Below are 16,674 nucleotides of genomic sequence, written 5' to 3'. Positions count from 1 at the left end.
ATCTGGTTTTTCACCTACATTAACACTTTGCTCTTGAGGTGTTGGATTGTTCTTCTCTGCATCTGTACGTGGATCTACTACCTTAACAGTTACTGGAACTTCATCCTTAGAACCATCTGGGTAAGTAACAACGACTGTACGTGTGACTTTACCATTGTTAACAGTTGGAGTTTCTCCATCTTTCCATGTATATGTCGTTGTTGTACCTGGTGTTGTACCTTTAGTTGGTAAGTCTGACTTGTTGGCAATATAAGTCTCTGGTGATCCCAAATCTGGAACAGTTCCATTTGAAGTCAGATTCACTGTAGGAGTTGTAGCTGTTGGTGTATATTTATCAGCTTGCTTACGGAACTCAATCTGAATATTGGCGTTATTAGCAGTACCATTGTTTCCACTGTTATTTGTTAGACCTTCTTGGTCATATCCGCTAATATAACGATTCCAGATATTTCGACTAGCTGGAGTATTGACAACCTGATCTTTACCAACATGCCCTGAAATATTTACCTTATACGGATTAGTATCTGTCGCATTACCAGCTTGACCTAAATTACTTGTCTTATCCGTAAAGTTGATACTTGTTCCATTAGCAGGAAGGTCAAGACGACCACCATTTGTAACTTCGAAATTACCTGATGGTGCTACTGCTTGAGCATTGTCGTGAACCTTAATCTTATCCAAGCGACCACTGTTATCAGTTAAGTTCACATCAACGCTAAACTCTTCTTCACGATAAACGATAATCTTACGTGGATTAGTGCGGTCGATTTCCGCATTCTTAATAGGTGTTAAGTTAGTAATTGTTGGCGCTACTGTGTCACGAACTGCGAAGGTTACAGGTACTTCATCTGTTGAACCATCTGGATAAGTGACAACTACTGTACGTGTGACTTGACCATTGTTAACAGTTGGAGTTTCTCCAGTTTTCCATGTATATGTCGTTGTTGTACCTGGTGTTGTACCTTTAGTTGGCAAGTCAGACTTGTTGGCAATATAAGTCTCTGGTGTGTTATAGCCACTGATTGTACCATCTGTCGCTACATCGATTTTAGAACCTGTTACTGCTGTCGGAGTGTACTTATCAGACTGCTTACGGAACTCAATCTGAATATTGGCGTTATTAGCAGTACCATTGTTTCCACTGTTATTTGTTAGACCTTCTTGGTCATATCCGCTAATATAACGATTCCAGATATTTCGACTAGCTGGAGTATTGACAACCTGATCTTTACCAACATGACCTGAAATATTAACTTTATATGGGTTAGTATCTGTCGCATTGCCAGCTTGACCTAAATTACTTGTCTTATCCGTAAAGTTGATACTTGTTCCATTAGCAGGAAGGTCAAGACGACCACCATTTGTAACTTCGAAATTACCTGATGGTGCTACTGCTTGAGCATTGTCGTGAACCTTAATCTTATCCAATTGACCACGGTTATCAGTTAAGTTCACATCAACACTAAACTCTTCTTCACGATAAACGATAATCTTACGTGGGTTAGTGCTATCAATTTCTGCATTACTAATAGGAGTTAAGCTAGTAATTGTTGGCGCTACTGTATCACGAACTGTGAAGGTTACAGGTACTTCATCTGTTGAACCATCTGGATAAGTGACAACTACTGTACGTGTGACTTGACCATTGTTAACAGTTGGAGTTTCTCCAGTTTTCCATGTATATGTCGTTGTTGTACCTGGTGTTGTACCTTTAGTTGGCAAGTCAGACTTGTTGGCAATATAAGTCTCTGGTGTGTTATAGCCACTGATTGTACCATCTGTTGCTACATCGATTTTAGAACCTGTTACTGCTGTTGGAGTGTATTTATCTGACTGCTTACGGAATTCAATCTGGATGTTGGCATTATTGGCAGTACCATTGTTTCCACTGTTATTTGTTAGACCTGCTTGGTCATATCCAGAAATATAACGATTCCAGATATTTTTGCTAGCATTAGCATTGACAGCCTGATTTTTACCAACATGACCTGAAATATTAACTTTATATGGGTTAGTATCTGTCGCATTGCCATCTTGTCCCAAATTGTTAGATTTATTGGTAAAGTTGATACTTGTACCATTAGCAGGAAGGTCAAGACGACCACCATTCGTAACCTCAAAATCACCTGATGGAGAAGTAATTAAGGCATTATCGTTTACCTTAACTTTATTCAAGCGACCACTGTTATCAGTTAAGTTCACATCAACGCTAAACTCTTCTTCACGATAAACGATAATCTTACGTGGGTTAGTACTATCAATTTCTGCATTACTAGTAGGAGTTAATTTAGTAATTGTTGGTGCTACCTTGTCAGCTGGTGTTACATTGAAAGTAAAGGTTGCAGGCTCAGCTTTATTACCTGCATCATCATGAGCTCCGAAAGTAATCGTATGTGGTTTACCAATGTCTTCTTTCTTAGTTCTAATAGTAATTGTCGTTACTTTTTCAGTTTGAGTAATTTTTACATTATCATTTGAAACAAGTCTATCACCATATTGTTTAAGGAAATCAGCAGGATCGATAGTAACACTTTTATCATCTGTTGCTGTTACTGTGAAGGTTACAGTTTGTCCTTCTACTACTGTTTTCTCAGCTGGTGAGATTGTTACTGTAGGTCGTTGTGTATCTGGCGCTTCTGTCGGAATAACAGGATCACTTTTATCAGATTTTACTGTTCCATTAGTATTAGTAACTACTGTTTCAGCTGTAATAGGATTTCCTGTTAGAGGCTCTGCAACTGTAACTGTTGCAGTAGTTCCAGTGGTTTTTACAGTTCCGATAAGTTTAGTACCATCGTAAAGGTTAACTGTCGAACCGGCTGGCACTCCGTTTTGGACATTTACAGTAATTTGTTGACCTGGTGAGCCTTTTTTATGGTCAAGATTTGTTGTAATAGCCGGTTTTTTCGGTTTAACGTTTAATGTAACTGTTCCATCTGAACCAGAACCAGCATCAGTTGATTTAGTACCGTCTTTATAAGTGGCAATAGAAGTATACTTGAATACTCCGGCTACATCTGTATTTGGTGACTTATCACCTGCCCAAGTCCAGTTCATACCTGCAGGGAAAGTTCCGCCATTTTTATGTTTAACATAACCTTCAGATACAGGGTTTATTTTGTCTCCTGGGTTATCTCCTACTGTTTTTGTAACTGTTTGACCTTTAATTGGATCTTTAGGTGCATCTGGCTCATTTTGTAAACGTGTTCCTAGCGAACCTACAATATAAGATTGATTCGTAGTTGGTCCAGATGTTACAGAGGCTGCATACACATTACCATTAGCAGCTTCCGTGTCTGTCACGTTATTCTTTAATTTAACTCTAGCAGTCATATGAACCGCATAAGGTGCGTTTACCTTACCGACTTCCATTCCAAGAGTATAACTGACCTTACCAGTGTAATTTCCATCTGTTTTTTTAACAATTTGATCTAAATAAGTATCATCTTTGTTATTTTTAAATACATCCCATTTTTGATTCGGACGAGTTACTCCTGATCTTGGATCGTACATAGATCTTCTATCATTGCTAAAGATCTTATCCTTCTGGTTCCAAGGGTCACTAATTGTAACTGTGTCTCCAAATTTTCGGAATCCACTACCTCCATCGGAAAGCTTTTTATTAGGATCTTGATTAAGATTTTCATAACGAGTAATCGTTAAATTCGTTACCGTATTTGAAGGATCCATGATATTAAATGGAGGTTGGAAATAATAATGCTGACCATAAGATTGATCTACCATAGCTATTCCATTATTATTGAAGTAGACATCATAGACCATCCATCTACCTGAACTATCTTGTTCGTATCTTGATTTAATTACTGTCTTTCTCTCTGTAAATGCAGGGGCATCATTCCTTGTGTTGTATCCACCGTTAGTATTTTTATCGACAGATGCAAAGTAATGAACGTTCTTCAATGTCCCAGAAGAGCTAGTTGCTGCATAAGCTCTAAACTGTGTTCCTCGAGCCATGCTCTTGCCATTACGTGAGTCACGAGCACCTGAAGTCAAACGTGTTGTAGCGTTTTTAACAGAGTTAAACATTCTCTTCACACGTTTTGTCATATCTTCAACATCGTTCAGAGAGACTGTTGTATTTTCAAGAACACCTTGAGCCAAGCCCAATAGTTCATTGGCTTTTTCAAGAACTTCTTTGCTAGTCTCATGCTCAGGCAATTCCAAAACAGCTGCCTGCAATTGATCTACAGATACTTTCAAAGCATCTTTTTTAGCTGATACAGTTTGGCTCTCTTCGCTTGCGCTTACTTCAGGAGAAGATTGGCTTGCTAGATTGTCAGCTGGCTTCTCAATTTTATCTGCTTGTTTATCAACTTGAACCTCAGTTACTTCCTTAGCAGCTGATACGACTGTTACATCTTTAGATAAGAGTTCTACAAGTTCATCGATATCCTTTTGAGCTAGCTCAGAACTTTCTAGGGCTTCTTTCCCTTTTTGAAGTCTGTCTTTAACAGGTGAGACTACTGATTCGTCAAGGTTTAATTTAGTTGAAAGAAGAGCATTTAACTCTTCAACTACTTTTTTCAACTTGGCTTTATCAACTGTAGACGCACTAGGTGCAGCAGTTGTAAGCGCTTGATTCCCTGCATCTACTTTGTTTTCAGTAGATCCTGCAACATCCACAGGCGAATCGACCTTATCTTTAGGGTTCACTACACCCGCATTAGCCGTATTAGATTGTGGAGCGTTTGGCAGCACACTATCCGCGCTCGCAACGCGGGCACCCAAAAACATCAGCGCTGCAACAGCAACTGAAGCGGCACCGAAACTATATTTACGAATAGAATAGCGCAAAACCTTTTCACGTTGGTGACGCTTTATTCTACTGAGCGAATTTGATTTATTTTCCATTGTTCCTCCTTATGTTAAAACACAAAATCAAATTAAAAGTAATCTTCACGGCTACACTTCTTATAGTAATGCACCCATGAAGCCAACTATGATGATCATTTATGATACTTCTCAGCTATCACGACTCAATTATACCATGTTCAACATATTTAATCAAACATAATGATATAAATCCAACGATTTTAAGAAAACGATTTCTAAAAATCATAACCAACAAGTCCATAATAATTTAAAATGACTCTGCATAACAATAGATCTCCTACCCTTAATTTTAAGATTTTCTTCAGATATATCCTATAAATATAACTTTATATTATTGCAAAATCAAAAAAAATAAATTTCTGTCTTAAAAACAAATATATAATAGTTTTAATTAAAAATCCTAGCATCGATTCCCCATGACTATGATTTCAAAATATATACTTATACAACAATATTTCTTGAATAGTCTATCAACAAAAGGGGAACTTTGATTTCAAATAAGTATAGTGGATTGAAGTTGGAATAGTCCAACACGACTCCTAATTCATTTTTAGAAATTGACCAATCGATTTGCGTACATTTTATTTCAATCCACTATATCTTATTACGAATACTATCTACTTTTCCGATAGTACAAGAACAGCCTTGCACCTCTTGAAATGAGGAACAAGGCCGTTTCTTGGTCTTTTACATTCATTGTCCACTTAACAATGAACATTTCATCTTTTGACTAAATTTTTAGTCTTCTTTTTTCTTTCCAAGAGCAAGTCCGAGACCGCCTAACATACCAAGAAGCCCTAGAGATGCAAGAGTCGCATTTGATTCTGTTCCTGTATTTGGCAATACAGTTTGAGAATCATTTGACTTAGCTCCGTTATCAACAGTAGTCTTAGTATCTACCTGATCTGTATTCGGAGTAACTGCATTTGGAGTTGGAGTAGCTGGTGTTGGTGCAGGTGTATCGTGACCAGAATTTCCATTAGTATCTGGTGTGACTGGAATTGTATTTGTAGTTCCACTTACTTTTCTAAAAATGTAAGTAATTACTGGTTCATTTTCATCAATCACAGTTCGTACAAATTCATATCCCAAAATTGATCCATGTTCAGCATCCTTTTCATTACCTGTCTTAACAGATGGTTTCAATACATTTCCATCTTCATCAATCCAGTGAACCTCAATAGTTAATTCTGGTAAAGTAATTGGACCAGGCAGTTCACCATTCACTCCACCCTTGAATTCTGGTAATTCAACTGTTGGCGAATCTATTAAGTTTCTGTTTCCATCCACTCCATTTGACGAGATTGGATTTGTGTATTCTGGGATGTCTGTTTGAACTTCTGGTTCACCTTTCTTACTTATTGGTCCATACGTTGTAGTCGTTGTCGGAGTTACCTTACCTGTTTTTGGATCAACTCCATAGGTAATGGTATCAATCACATCACGGCCTTCAGGATCTTTAGAATGTTCAACCTTAGTTTTAGCACCAACTTTAACGATTGTCTTACCTGCTGGGGTGACGACTGGATTACCAAGGTGCTCTGTAATATGACCGTCCTTTGGATCTACATCATAAGTGGTGGTAGTAACTGTCTTACCTTTTTCACCCTCAGTACGCTGATCTGGTGTACCGAAGTCTTTTTCAACATCTTTTACGTATTCCACTTCTGGTTCAATCAGTGTTTCTACGACTTTGTCTTTGGCCGGGACCTTGATCACTGTAGTAGTTGACGATTTGATAACTGGTTTTCCTTCATGTGGAATAAGGCTACCATCTGTCGAATTGACTGTGTAGGTTGTGGTTACTATTCTTGTACCTGGAACACCAGCTACTGTTACATTAGATTCACCTTTGGCTCTTGTGGCATCTTTCTCATAACGTACACTTGGCTCAAGTGGTGTAACTACAACTGTAGATTTAGCGCCATTTGGACTGGTAATGTCTTTCCTTACTGTTGGAGTAAGAGCACCTGTACTGGCATTCACTTCGTAGCTGGTTGTCTTCTTAACTACATCATCGCCGTCTCTGAGGTATTCAATCTCATCTTGAGCTGGGACTTTGACCACTGTAGGAGTTGACGATTTGATAACTGGTTTTCCTTCATGCGAAATAAGTCTACCGTCTGCAGGGTTAACAGTATAAGTGGTAGTGACTGTTCTAATGCCTAGAGTACCAGCTACTGTGATAGTTTCTCCACCTTTGACCTTCGTGGCGTCTTTCTCATAACGAACACTTGGCTCTATTGATGTAACGACAACTTTAGATTTAGCGCCATTTCGCTTGAAGATTTCTGTTGTCTCTGTTGGAGTAAGAGAACCCGTACTTGCATCCACCGCATAAGTTGTTATCTTCTTAACTACATTATCACCTTCTTTGAGGTATTCAACCTCATCCTTAGCTGGCACTTTGATCACTGTAGGTGTTGATGGGACTGCTACTGCTGATTCTTCATGCGGAATAAGACTACCGTCTGTTGGGTTAACAGTATAAGTGGTAGTGACTGTTCTAGTACCTGGAGTACCAGCTACTGTGATAGTTTCTCCTCCTTTAACTCTCGTAGCATCTTTCTCATAACGAACACTTTGCTCTATTTGAGTAACCACAACTTTAGATTTAGCTACATTTTGTGTAAAGATTTCCTTTTTCTCTGTTGGAGTAAGAGCACCTGTACTTGCATTGACCGCGTAAGTTATGGTCTTCTTAACAACATCATCGCCGTCTTTGAGGTATTCAATCTCATCTTTAGCTGGCACTTTGATCACTGTAGGTGTTGATGAGACTTCCACTGCTGGTCCTTCATGCGGAATGAGGCTGCCATCTGTCGGATTCACAGTATAAGTGGTAGTGACTGTTCTAGTTCCTGGAGTACCAACTACTGTGACAGTTTCTCCACCTTTAGCTCTCGTGGCATCTTTTTCATAACGAACACTTGGCTCTATTTGCGTAACAACAACCTTGGCCTTGGCACCATCTTTCTTGAAAACTTCCTTTTTCTCTGTTGGAGTAAGGGCACCTGTGCTTGCATTCACTTCGTAAGTTGTAGTCTTCTTAACCACATCATCGCCTTCTTTGAGGTATTCAATCTCATCTTTGGCTGGTACCTTGACCATTGTAGGAGTTGATGGGACTACCACTGCTGGTTCTTCATGCGGAATAAGGCTACCATCTGTAGGATTAACTGTATAGGTTGTAGTGACTGTTCTAGTGCCTGGGGTACCAGCTGTTGTTGCATTAGCTTCACCTTTGGCTCTTGTGGCATCTTTCTCATAACGTACACTTGGCTCAAGTGGTGTAACCACAACTGTAGATTTAGCGCCATTTGGACTGGTAATGTCTTTCCTTACTGTTGGAGTAAGAGCACCTGTACTGGCATTCACTTCGTAGCTGGTTGTCTTCTTAACTACATCATCGCCGTCTCTGAGGTATTCAATCTCATCTTTAGCTGGGACTTTGACCACTGTAGGTGTTGATGGGACTGCTACTGCTGATTCTTCATGCGGAATAAGACTACCGTCTGTTGGGTTAACAGTATAAGTGGTAGTGACTGTTCTAGTACCTGGAGTACCAGCTACTGTGATAGTTTCTCCTCCTTTAGCTCTCGTAGCGTCTTTCTCATAACGAACACTTTGCTCTATTTGAGTAACCACAACTTTAGATTTAGCTACATTTTGTGTAAAGATTTCCTTTTTCTCTGTTGGAGTAAGAGCACCTGTACTTGCATTGACCGCGTAAGTTATGGTCTTCTTAACCACATCATCGCCTTCTTTGAGGTATGCAACTTCATTCTTAGCTGGGACTTTAATCACTGTAGGTTTTGATGGGACTACTACTGCCGGTTCCTCATGCGGAATAAGGCTACCATCTGTAGGATTAACAGTGTAAGTTGTAGTTACTGTGCTTGTCCCCTGAGTACCAGATGTTGTTACATTTTTTCCACCTTTATCTCTCGTGGCATCTTTCTCATAACGAACACTTGGCTCTATTGGCGTAACAACAACCTTGGTCTTGGCACCATCTTTCTTGAAAACTTCCTTTTTCTCTGTTGAAGTTAGGGCGCCGGTACTGGTATTGACCGCGTAAGTGGTTGTCTTCTTAACAACATTATCGCCTTCTTTAAGGTATTCAACCTCATCTTTAGCTGGAACTTTGACCACTGTCGATTTTGATGGGACTACTACTGCCGGTTCCTCATGCGGAATGAGGAGGCCATCTGTAGGATTAACAGTGTAAGTAGTAGTGACTGTTCTAGTACCTGGAGTACCAGCTACTGTGATAGTTTCTCCTCCTTTAGCTCTTGTGGCGTCTTTCTCATAACGAACACTTGGCTCAAGTGACGTAACCACAACTGTAGATTTAGCTCCATTTTGTGTAAAGATTTCTGTTGTCTCTGTTGGAGTAAGGGAACCCGTACTTGCATTAACTGAGTAGGTTGTGGTCTTCTTAACTACATCATCGCCTTCTTTGAAGTATTCAATCTCATCTTTAGCTGGCACTTTGACCACTGTAGGTGTTGATGGGACTTCCACTGCTGGTTCTTCATGCGGAATGAGGAGGCCATCTGTAGGATTTACCGTATAAGTGGTAGTGACTGTTCTAGTGCCTGGAGTACCAGCTACTGTGATAGTTTCTCCACCTTTGACCTTCGTGGCGTCTTTCTCATAACGAACACTTGGCTCTATCGATGTAACGACAACTGTTGATTTGGCACCATCTTTCTTGAACACTTCCTTTTTCTCTGTTGGAGTAAGGTGACCTGTACTTACATTGACCGCGTAAGTTGTTGTCTTCTTAACTACATTATCACCGTCTTTGAGGTATTCAACCTCATCTTTAGCTGGCATTTTGATCACTGTAGGTTTTGATGGGACTACTACTGCCGGTTCCTCATGCGGAATGAGGCTGCCATCTGTAGGATTAACAGTATAAGTGGTAGTGACTGTTCTAGTTCCTGGAGTACCAGCTACTGTGATAGTTTCTCCTCCTTTAGCTCTCGTAGCGTCTTTTTCATAACGAACACTTGGCTCGAGGGGCGTAACGACAACCTTAGATTTAGCGCCATTTCGCTTGAAGATTTCTGTTGTCTCTGTTGGAGTAAGAGAACCCGTACTTGCATCGACCGCATAAGTTATGGTCTTCTTAACTACATCATAGCCTTCTTTAAGGTATTCGACCTCATCTTTAGCTGGCACTCTGATCACTGTAGGAGTTGACGGTTTGATAACGGGTTTGCCCTCATGCGGAATGAGGCTGCCATCTGTAGGATTAACAGTATAAGTGGTAGTGACTGTTCTAGTTCCCTGAGTACCAGCCGTTGTTACATTAGATTCACCTTTAGCTCTCGTGGCATCTTTTTCATAACGAACACTTGGCTCTATTGACGTAACAACAACCTTGGATTTAGCACCAGCTTTCTTGAAAACTTCTTTTTTCTCTGTTGGAGTTAAGGTACCGGTACTTGCATTGACCGCGTAAGTGGTTGTCTTCTTAACAACATCATCACCGTCTCTGAGGTATTCAATCTCATCTTTAGCTGGGACTTTGACCACTGTAGGGGTTGACGATTTGATAACGGGTTTTCCTTCATGCGAAATAAGTCTACCGTCTGCAGGGTTAACAGTATAAGTTGTAGTGACTGTTCTAGTGCCTGGAGTACCAGCTATTGTGATAGTTTCTCCACCTTTGACCTTCGTGGCGTCTTTCTCATAACGAACACTTGGCTCAAGTGACGTAACCACAACTTTAGATTTAGCTCCATTTTGTGTAAAGATTTCTGTTGTCTCTGTTGGAGTAAGAGAACCCGTACTTGCATCGACCGCATAAGTTATGGTCTTCTTAACTACATCATCACCTTCTTTGAGGTATTCAACCTCATCCTTAGCTGGCACTTTGACCACTGTAGATTTTGATGGGACTTCCACTGCTGGTCCTTCATGCGGAATGAGGCTACCATCTGTAGGATTAACTGTATAGGTTGTAGTGACTGTTCTAGTGCCTGGGGTACCAGCTGTTGTTGCATTAGCTTCACCTTTGGCTCTTGTGGCGTCTTTTTCATAACGGATACTTGGCTCAAGTGGTGTAACCACAACTTTAGATTTGGCACCTTTTGGATTGGCAACATCTTTCCTTACTGTTGGAGTTAGGGTGCCGGTACTGGCATTGACCGCGTAAGTGGTTGTCTTCTTAACAACGTCATCGCCGTCTTTTAGGTATTCAACCTCATCTTTAGCTGGGACCTTGACCACTGTAGGAGTTGACGATTTGATAACTGGTTTTCCTTCATGTGGAATAAGTCTACCATCTGTAGGATTAACCGTGTAGGTGGTAGTTACTGTTCTTGTACCTGAAGTACCAGCTACTGTGATTTTTGCTTCACCTTTGGCTCTTGTGGCGTCTTTTTCATAACGAACATTTGGCTTAAGTGGTGTAACCACAATTTTAGATTTGGCACCTTTTGGATTGGCAACATCTTTCCTTACTGTTGGAGTAAGAGCTCCTGTACTTGCATTGACCGCGTAAGTGGTTGTCTTCTTAACAACATCATCACCGTCTTTGAGGTACTCAACCTCATCTTTGGCTGGAACTTTGACCACCGTAGGAGTTGACTGTTTGATGACGGGTTTGCCCTCATGCGGAATGAGGCTACCATCTGCAGGGTTAACAGTATAAGTTGTAGTGACTGTTCTAGTGCCTGAAGTACCAGCTGTTGTTACATTTTTTCCGCCCTTAGCTCTCGTAGCGTCTTTTTCATAACGAACACTTGGCTGTAATGGCGTAACAACAACCTGAGCTTTGGCACCATTTTGTTTGAAGATTTCCTTTTTCTCTGTTGGAGTAAGAGCTCCTGTACTTGCATTGACCATGTAAGTGGTTATCTTCTTAACCACATCATCGCCTTCTTTGAGGTATGTAACCTCATCCTTAGCTGGGACTTTGACCACTGTCGGTTTTGATGGGACTACTACTGCCGGTTCTTCATGCGAAACAAGGCTACCATCTGTCGGATTGACTGTGTAGGTTGTAGTTACTGTTCTAGTGCCTGGAGTACCAGCTTCTGTTACATTTGCCCCACCTTTGGCTCTCGTAGCGTCTTTTTCATAACGAACACTTGGCTCGATTGACGTAACCACAACTGTTGATTTGGCACCATCTTTCTTGAACACTTCATCAAGTGTATTTTTAGTAATCTGCCCTGTATCGGGATCTTTGATACTAACAGTTGTTGACTTAATGATGTCATCTCCACGTTTACTATATACAACAGTTTCTCCAACTTTTTCTACAGATTTAGCTGTTGTCATTTTTTTATCTTGATAACCTGTCCCATCTAAGGAAATTCGTTTCCCAGACATGAACTCTGATCGTCTATTAATCATATCGGCTTCAAAATAAGAACGTGAACTATGACCTCCTTTTGTATTCCCAACATTTATGACAACATCACTATCATTACTGACACTTTTTCCTATAGTAGAATCATTATTAACTATATAATGTGTCATTTTTCCAGACTTAGCTATGTTTTTACTGTCTAATCCTTTTTGCCAAAATTCAGATGATGAGAAATAACTTGTCCTCACTTTTGGGGCATTAAAGGTTGTTCCTTTTTTTAATACATTATTATAAAAGTTTCTATAAGCCCGCTGTTCTTTAGAAGACATGACTCTGCTGTCAGAATATGCCAACTGATAGGCTTCAACCATTGCCCGTTGTACTAAATATCCTCCTAAAGAGTGTCCTGTCAAATATAGATTGGTAATGCTCTTATCTTTAGCCAGTTCACGCATGATATTTTCTGCATCAATCCCTTGTTGAGGATTGCTTCCTAATCCAAGTGTTATATCAGTTCCTATATCTTTGGCATCACTTGTTCCACGAAAGGCTAATACTTGTGCAGTTCCATTTGGTAAATATGAGAAATCACTCTTAGTTTCATACAAGACAGCATCTAGTCCACTGGAGGTATGGTAACTTTTTTTCCTTTCCCAATAAGGCCCCAATTCCTTATTCATCATCATATACTCATAACGTGGTCTACTGTCATCATTCTTTTTATATAACTCTGACTCTGTTAAGGGTTTCTTATGATTCAGCACTCTATCAATATAATTATCATCACGGTAGGACAATTCCATGAACATAATCATATCGCGCTCACTGACATTCCATTTTAATTTTTCATCTGGCTTTTCTTTACTGTCAATAATACCATCACCATCAGTATCTTCTAATAAGGGATGACTATTATAGCCTACATACTTTTTCCCGCCTTTTTCATAAATATAAATTTCTTCTTTATCCTTCAAGAAATCATCATCTGTATAAGCTTCTGGACTTAACTCAGGGCCGTTTAATAACAAACTGTCAAGCTTATTACCTTCTGAACCGATTACTCCTGCTTTGATTTTTTTAGCATCTTCCTTAGTCAATTCATATTTTTTTATCTCGGAAGGATTCGATGCCGCTCTCACCGCTGGAAGACTTGATCTGTCTTCACCCGCCACGGAAGCCCTTGTGGTCAAGCTATTATTTTCTTTATCCCCAGATGTCTCAAGTTCTGTAGTTCTTGTAGATATTATTGGAGTATCTTTTGGAGCTGGACTGGAGATAGCACCTTGATTCTCTGGTGAATTTTGATTCTCTTCTTTTTTCTCCACAGTAGGGGTCGCATTCTCCTTTTCAGAATTAGCCCCTATCTCTGTTGCCACATTATTTTCCGTAGAAGCAAGTACTCCCTGGGATGGTGCAAACAAGGCAATTCCTATTAATACAGAAGCCACTCCAACAGAAAACTTTCGAATCGAAAAGCGTTGGCGTTTATTAAAAATGTCTTTCATTTTATTAACTTTCTTTCTAACTATTTTTTACAAAATAGAGGGTTCTAATATTTTCCCTTGACAGAATACTAGATCGTTTCTTGACTAAAATGTTAGAGCTTTTCCTCTACTTGATTATAAGCTACTACATTGATTTCTAATCATATAAAAAATAGATCGCTTAATATTACTAAAATATCAGTAAAATATAAAAAAATGTAAATATTTCACTTCTAACACTGCCATTATACCATAAAAAATCATAACACTCATGTGTTTTAAAAAAGGTTTGTCAAAAAGTCTTCAAAATCATAAAAAACGCATAATATCAGGCAGTTCATTACAGTCCTTGATACTATGCGTTTTATCTTATACCATTTACTAGATTTGCGACTACTATTGAATTTTTATCCAATCCTGTCAAATCTAGATTTTTTCGTCTCTAATGTCAATCACAATCTCTTCTGATTGGTCAAGAGTTTCGGCTTTTTCTTGCCATTGTTCCTTGAGATTACTGAATCGATCTTTTGATGCTTCTGTCGCTTGACGAGCACATGATTTGGCTTGAGCAAGTACACTGTCCACAGTGATTTCACCTGACTCAACCTGTTCTTTGGTTTTAAGAACAAAATCTGTAGCTTGTTCCTTAACTTCTGTCAGTTTTTCACAGACCTGCTCTTTGGCATATTCAGGATCTTCTCTCAAATCATCCAGAAAATCTTGAGCCTGACTGCAAACTTGTTTGCCCTTGTCACTTGTTAAAAGCAAGGCAAGAGCTGCACCTGAAACGGTTCCTAAAAGGATTGAGGATAGTTTACCCATAAGGATTCTCCTTTTTTATTTTTTGAAAAATTTACTTGCAAGACGAAGAGCTGATAAACTTGCACCAGTCTTAATGGTTTTTGAACCAGCTGATGAAGCTTTCTTGCTCAAGACACGCGCATGGTCATTGATGTCTGAAACAGATAGAGATAAATCTGCAACAGCACTAAAGAGTGGATCAATTGTTGCCATCTTGACATTGATATCATCTGCCAAGACATTGACCTTAGCCAGCAATTCATTGGTATGGTGCAAGGTCACATCCACATCTGAAGTCAAGGTTTTAATCGTTTTCTCTGTTTCATCGATCACACGTCCAAGCTTTTGTACAGTAATAATTAGATACACTAAAAATACAATCAAAGCAAGGGCTACAAGAATATATGCAACTTCTAACATTTAGTTTTCCTCCTCTGTAACATAGTAAGGGGCCTTCTTTCGATTTTGATATAGAATGATAAAAATACCCAGTCCGATAAGGACAACTGATAGCCATTGAGACACTCGAAGACCAAAGAACATGAGGCTATCTGTTCGCATGCCTTCAATAACCATACGACCGAAACCATACCAAATCAAGTAGAAAGCAGTGATATGACCTCGTCTAAGACTCTTCCATTTTCGTCTGAATATCAAAATCAAGGCAAAGCCAAGCAGATTCCAAAGAGACTCATAAAGGAAGGTCGGCTGACGGTAACTCCCCTCAATATACATCTGATCACGAATAAAGGCAGGTAGATAATCCAGATTATCCACTGCTGCACCATAGGCTTCTTGGTTAAAGAAATTGCCCCAGCGTCCCAGACTTTGGGCAATCATGACACTTGGTGCCGCAATATCTAGAAAATCCCAAGTATTGATGAGTTTACGATCAGCAAAGATATAGAGTACAAGGGCACCAGTTATCAAACCACCGTAAATGGCCAAACCACCATTCCAAATGGCAAAAATCTCTCCCAAATTCTGACTATAATAATCAAAACGGAAAATGACATAGTAGAGACGAGCTCCTAAAATAGCCAGAGGAAAGGCTACCAATATAAAATCTAAAATATCGTCTGGTATGATCTTCTTTCTAGGCGCTTCTTTCATGGTCAAATAAACCGCAAGAATCAAACCTGTCACAATACACAAGGCATACCAACGAATGGCTAGAGGTCCTAGATGAATAGCAATTGGATCAAGCATTAGGCACCTCGTTTTGAGCAATAAGATTGGTCAAGCGTTCTTCGAACAAACGTGTCGCATCGAAGCCCATTTCCTTAGCACGATAATTCATGGCAGCAGCCTCAATCACGACAGAGATATTTCGACCTGTTTTAACTGGAATACGGATACGAGGAATGGCTACGTCAGAAATTTCAAGTTCCTCTGCATTGTTCCCAAGACGATCAAATGTCTTATGCGTATCATAATTTTCCAAGTAGACAGCCAACTGAACTTGTGAAGAATCTTTTACAGCACTGGCACCGTAGAGGCTCATGACATCGATAATCCCAACCCCACGAATTTCAATCAAGTGTTTCAAGATTTCAGCAGGTTCTCCCCAAAGAGTTAATTCATCCTTAGAATAAATATCTACCCGATCATCTGCTACCAAGCGGTGCCCACGTTTGACAAGCTCAAGACCAGTTTCACTCTTACCGATACCACTATCTCCTTGAATCAAGACACCCATTCCATAGATATCCATCAAGACACCGTGAACACTGGTACGTTCCGCCAAACGAGAATCCAGATAACTAGATAATTCTCCAGACAAACGACTGGTAGCTGTACGGCTGGTTAAAATAGCAATCTTACATTCTCTAGCAGCCTTTAACATCTCCTCTGGGACCACCAAACCACGAGCAACAATGACCGCGGGTGTCTCAGGTAGAAACATTTTTTTCAAAACTTCATAACGGCTGTTAGAAGGCATGCCAATCAGATATGACCACTCCTTCATCCCCAAGAGCTGGATCCGTTCTGGAGTATAGTAATCAAAATAACCTGTCATTTCAAGACCAGGTCGCGTAATATCCGCGGTATTGATTTCCTTTTCAAGTAATTCTGGTTCGCCATAGACAATGTCTAGTCTAAGCTTTTCAATCACTTCTTTTACTAAAACCGACATCATTTCCTCCTTCAATCGACTTCTTTTTACTATTATATCAAATTGTAAGAGGATATTTGAGATTTTTG

General features: G+C 39.8%; 5 protein-coding genes and 1 pseudogene. All 6 read right to left on the bottom strand.

From position 1 onward, the window contains the following. The coding region (locus HT718_RS03655) for a sialoglycan-binding domain-containing protein (protein WP_173267354.1) at positions 1 to 4,872 on the bottom strand (4,872 nt) is incomplete at its 3' end. A gap of 720 nt (positions 4,873 to 5,592) precedes the next feature. Beyond that, the gene (locus HT718_RS09530) at positions 5,593 to 13,689 is read right to left on the bottom strand and encodes a G5 domain-containing protein (RefSeq protein WP_173267345.1); all 8,097 of its coding nucleotides are present in this window, start codon (positions 13,687 to 13,689) and stop codon (positions 5,593 to 5,595) included. A 405-nt stretch (positions 13,690 to 14,094) separates the two neighbouring features. After that, positions 14,095 to 14,490: a YtxH domain-containing protein gene (locus HT718_RS03645; protein WP_125451433.1), complete on the bottom strand. Its 396-nt coding sequence runs from the start codon at positions 14,488 to 14,490 to the stop codon at positions 14,095 to 14,097. Then, positions 14,463 to 14,889 (bottom strand): annotated as a pseudogene (locus HT718_RS03640) (DUF948 domain-containing protein). Before HT718_RS03640 ends, HT718_RS03645 begins: the two are co-directional and overlap by 28 nt. Next, entirely contained in the window at positions 14,890 to 15,678 is a 789-nt protein-coding gene (gene lgt, locus HT718_RS03635; RefSeq protein WP_033679925.1) for a prolipoprotein diacylglyceryl transferase, read from the bottom strand. It lies immediately after the preceding pseudogene. Continuing rightward, complete coding sequence (gene hprK, locus HT718_RS03630; RefSeq protein WP_000115141.1) at positions 15,671 to 16,606, bottom strand: HPr(Ser) kinase/phosphatase; 936 nt, start codon at positions 16,604 to 16,606, stop codon at positions 15,671 to 15,673. The genes lgt and hprK overlap by 8 nt, the downstream gene beginning before the upstream one ends. Between the last annotated feature and the right edge of the window lie 68 nt (positions 16,607 to 16,674).

The organism is Streptococcus sp. 714 (genome assembly GCF_013277115.1).
Lineage (GTDB): Bacteria > Bacillota > Bacilli > Lactobacillales > Streptococcaceae > Streptococcus.
This window is presented reverse-complemented; position numbering and strand designations above follow the sequence as displayed.

What these genes read in the sequence shown, in the direction of transcription:
- HT718_RS09530 (WP_173267345.1), bottom strand. Translation starts at nt 13,689, where the DNA reads ATGAAAGACATTTTTAATAAACGCCAACGCTTTTCGATTCGAAAGTTT.
- HT718_RS03645 (WP_125451433.1), bottom strand. Translation starts at nt 14,490, where the DNA reads ATGGGTAAACTATCCTCAATCCTTTTAGGAACCGTTTCAGGTGCAGCT.
- lgt (WP_033679925.1), bottom strand. Translation starts at nt 15,678, where the DNA reads ATGCTTGATCCAATTGCTATTCATCTAGGACCTCTAGCCATTCGTTGG.
- hprK (WP_000115141.1), bottom strand. Translation starts at nt 16,606, where the DNA reads ATGTCGGTTTTAGTAAAAGAAGTGATTGAAAAGCTTAGACTAGACATT.